Source organism: Bacillus sp. P4_D3 (assembly GCF_056401855.1).
Window position 1 is genome coordinate 1 of record NZ_JBFUIN010000281.1, and the last position, 4,111, is coordinate 4,111.

The window sequence follows — 4,111 nt, forward strand, 5'->3', positions numbered from 1 at the left end:
GACTTGGACCAGTCATGACAAATATACTACTTGCAGATGAAATTAACCGCGCGATGCCGAGAACACAATCTAGTTTGTTAGAAGCGATGGAAGAACGACAAGTAACGCTTGAAAAGCAGTCTACTCCTCTTCCGAAACCATTCTTTGTTATTGCGACGCAAAACCCGATTGAATCACAAGGAACTTTCCCGCTTCCAGATGCACAACTTGATCGTTTTTTAATGACGATTTCAATTGGTTATCCGTCTCCTGAAGATGAATTAAAAATGATGCGCCGTTTTCGTAACAATGCACCTTTAGAAAGCGTCACATCTGTCATTTCTTTAGAGGACATTTTAGAAGCGCAGCAACAAGTGAAAGAAATTTTCGTATCAGAACCGTTAGAACACTATATTATTAAACTTGCTCACGCTACAAGAAATCATGATTACATTGCCAATGGTGTAAGCCCACGTGCTACATTAGCTTTAGTACGTGCTGTTCAAGCATTAGCCTTTTTACGCGGCAGAGAATATTGCACGCCCGAAGATATACAATTTTTAGTTCCTTCTGTTTGGAATCACCGTATCGTCTTGTCAATGGAAGGAGCTTTACGTACGACAAAAAATGAATTAATGCAAAGGATTTTAAAAGAAGTTGACGTACCAGTGGAGATTGAGCAAGCATGAATGGACAGCGCGTTGTAACTGTACCTTTATTTTTTCAAATCCACATTATTCAATTAACTGTGCCCATCGCTTTACTATTTACGTTTTTTCTACCGCAACGAATTATTATGTTTCTCTTTTTCTTCTACTATTTATTTGMGATTTTMATTTATAAATATGTCGCTTACATAGAAAAAAGATTTCAAGTTATAAATGAAAAACAAACAACTCGGCTTTTCCCTGATGAATCCGGACAGTTTTTTATTCATTTAAAAAATGGGGCAAATATACCACTCGTTAACGGTGTTTGTTACTTTCATTTAAATTCGTCCCTTATACCGCATAAAGATCAAGGGATTGAACAAATATCAAAAACGTTATTTTCTTTCCCATTTTCACAACCTGCTCATTCAGCACAAAAATGGGATTTAACATTAACCGCAACGAAGCGTGGTGTCTTTCAAATTGAACAGTTTGAATGTGTTTTAAAAGATCCTTTTCATCTTTTAACTGTACATTTACCYGTTTTCGATAAATTAAAGACTGAAATTATTGTATACCCTACTCCTAAAGAAGTAGCTGGTTTACAAGAACTTCAGCAACTATTAACAGGTTCGTATCGAACAAATTTCTCTTTTTACAATGATGAAACATCCATTATCGGTGTTAAACGATATGAACGTGAATCTTTCCGCTCTATTCATTGGAAAGCATCTKCTAAAATGCAGGCGTTACAAGCGAAGCAATATGAACCTGTAAAAAATTATAGTTGGACGATTTGTCTTTCTTTAGCTGCTGATCGTGGGTTTGGTTGGAAAGAAAATGTAGAAGACCTTATTTCATTTACCACATACATTTGTCAATTCGCAACGAAGCATCAAATTCCGTTTGAGTTATTTATTAGTGTTTTAGCAGAAGCTGGTGCATTGCATTTACCATTAAACGAAGGACAAGCGCATTACGGGAAGGCATTAGAGGAATTGGCACGTATTTCAGATGATAGTACGCTTCTTCCGAAACAAGGATTTCTTCACTATGTAACGAGAAAAAGAGAACGCTCGTCTACAATGATATACATTGGTTTGCAGAAGAATGCGCTTCCTCTTCTATCTCAGCCTACGTTTCTCATTAATAATGAAGGGATGGTGGAACCAGTTGAAAACTTGGCTCTATCACGTTAATGACTTTATTCTGCTCCTCCTTCTTTCATTATTAACGGAAAGAGATGAACTCATTGGTATTGCTATATTTTTAGCGACCGGTTATGTAGGAGTATTTCTTATTCATAAACTAATGAAGAAAAAAACAACAGGATTCGTAATACTTTTAGTTATTCAAATAGTCGGTTTTTCTTTATTTMTACCGTTTTCTCTTTTTGGCACAATTATATTACCACTATTTTTCTTTATCGTACACGCGGTCGGACCTGGATATCCGGTTCAAAAATCGTTAGGCGGTATTGTATGGTTTGTCGTTACAGCTATATTTTATACACCATTTCCACCATTATGGAAATTATTAATGTTAGCCTTACACTTAATGATTACATTTTGGCTAACCGGGGCAAATCGTAAACAACAACTATTACGTTTTGCTTCTATTATTACGATTGGTGTAATGAGTCTATTAATTGTTCAAGTGTTCCCTTTTATTCGACTTATGTTTGGTTTTATGACAGAATTTATCGCATTAGGAGTCGGCTATGCTTTAATGCCATTAATTAAAGCAGCTGAAATGAAAGATACCGAAGGAGTTTGGGCAAATAAAGGGCATCTCTTAAACCCTCGAATTGAAGACGCTAAAAAACTTCCTGATTTTGACCCGATACTCATAAATAGCGCTACAATAATAGTCTGTACAGTCATTGCTATTTATGTCGTAAGGAAAATAGTAAAAAAACGAAAATATTTAAGTTTACCAAATATACCAGTCTTCGAATCTACAATCATTACTGATAAAGAAGGAATTAGCCAAAAACGTATGAAGCGAAATAACCCACCACATAATGAGATTCGAAAAGAAATTTTCAAACTTGAGAGTAAACTATTCCCTCCTTTAAATCGTGAACGAGGAGAAACTGTTGAAGCTTGGCTAGAAAGAGTAAATCATGAAGAAGAGGTAAATATTCAGAGTCATATCATTATAGATGCTTATAATGCAGTACGTTATTCAAACAGTGAAAATGCTGTGCTTTTGCATGAATTTAAGGAAGAGGTTCATAAGCTTTATGCTTATCAGAAGAGTTTGAAGAAGAAGAGAAAATAATGTATACAAAAAGACTCCTATTAAACTAGGAGTCTTTTTGTATAAAAGTCCACGTTGCTTTTCACAAATTATGCTTTTTTTCCTGCTTCAATTTCTAAAGATTCTTCATGCCACCAAAGTGTTTCTTCAGGATCCTCTTTAGCGATTTGATGTGCTTCTTTCTTCGATTCTACGGTAGGATAAGATCCTTTTAATGCACGTCCTGATGTTGTAACAAACAGTACACTAAATACAACTAATCCAATTACACTTACACCTGTTAAATAAAATGCTGGTGCCAGTGGATTACCAGTCGCATGAACTAAGTATGAACATACAAGCGGCGTTGTACCACCGAATATAGATACAGAAATATTAAAGGAGATAGAAAGTGCACGATAACGTACATCGGTGAAAAAGAGTGCTGGTAATAACGAAGGCAATGTTCCTTCATAAACACTAAGGAAGAAACCTAAGACGAAAATACCCGCAAACATGGCTACAATATGTCCGTTACCAATTAATAAAAATGCTGGAATTGAACATAATGCTAAACCAAGTAAACCAATTTGTACTACGCGTTTATTACCTACTTTATCACTTAATTTACCGAAATAAAGTGCCAGTGGAATCATAAGTGCCATCGTAATTGAAATAATTAATAAGCCAGTTGTTTCTTTGACTTTTAGTACTTGTGTTAGATAAGAAGGAATATACGAAAGGATCATATAGTTTGTAATGTTAAAGAAGGCAACAATTACTGTGCTTAATAAGAAGTCTTTTTTGTGATATTTTAATATATCCATAAATGAAAATTGTTCGTTGTCTTCAGATTCCTCTTGTGCTTTTTCCATCTCTTGAAAGATTGGAGATTCATCTAAATGACGTCGTAAATATAAACCGACCAAACCAATTGGTGCAGCAATTAAGAAAGGAATACGCCATCCCCAGCTGAGCATTTGCTCATCTGTTAATAATAACGTTAAAATGGTAACAATTACCGAGGCAGCAATGTAACCTGAGAGTGTTCCAATTTCAAGACCACTACCGAGTATACCACGCTTTTTATCTGGAGAAGATTCTGCGATATAAACCATTGCTCCTGAATATTCGCCGCCTGTAGAGAAGCCTTGAATCATTCGAGCAACTAAAAGTAGTATTGGTGCCCATACACCAATTTGTTCATAGGTTGGTAGTAATGCGATGAATAATGTAGAAAG

General features: G+C 35.4%; 4 protein-coding genes. 3 read left to right on the forward strand and 1 reads right to left on the reverse strand.

Annotation, left to right across the window (positions count from 1 at the left end; genetic code table 11):
* The 3 genes from AC1DTM_RS19305 to AC1DTM_RS19315 all read left to right on the forward strand — a co-directional run.
* Nucleotides 1-668: AAA family ATPase (locus AC1DTM_RS19305; RefSeq protein ID WP_477000671.1), on the forward strand; the 668-nt coding region annotated here is incomplete at its 5' end.
* Nucleotides 665-1,828, forward strand: a complete 1,164-nt coding sequence (locus AC1DTM_RS19310; protein WP_477000672.1) for a DUF58 domain-containing protein — start codon at nucleotides 665-667, stop codon at nucleotides 1,826-1,828. The genes AC1DTM_RS19305 and AC1DTM_RS19310, both read left to right, overlap by 4 nt.
* On the forward strand, nucleotides 1,803-2,912 hold the full coding sequence (locus AC1DTM_RS19315; protein ID WP_477000673.1) for a DUF4018 domain-containing protein: 1,110 nt from the start codon (nucleotides 1,803-1,805) through the stop codon (nucleotides 2,910-2,912). Before AC1DTM_RS19310 ends, AC1DTM_RS19315 begins: the two co-directional genes overlap by 26 nt.
* Before the next feature lie 68 nt (nucleotides 2,913-2,980).
* Here the strand turns inward: AC1DTM_RS19315 and AC1DTM_RS19320 are convergent.
* Nucleotides 2,981-4,111, reverse strand: a 1,131-nt coding sequence (locus AC1DTM_RS19320; protein WP_477000674.1) for an MFS transporter, incomplete at its 5' end; no start/stop codon positions are given.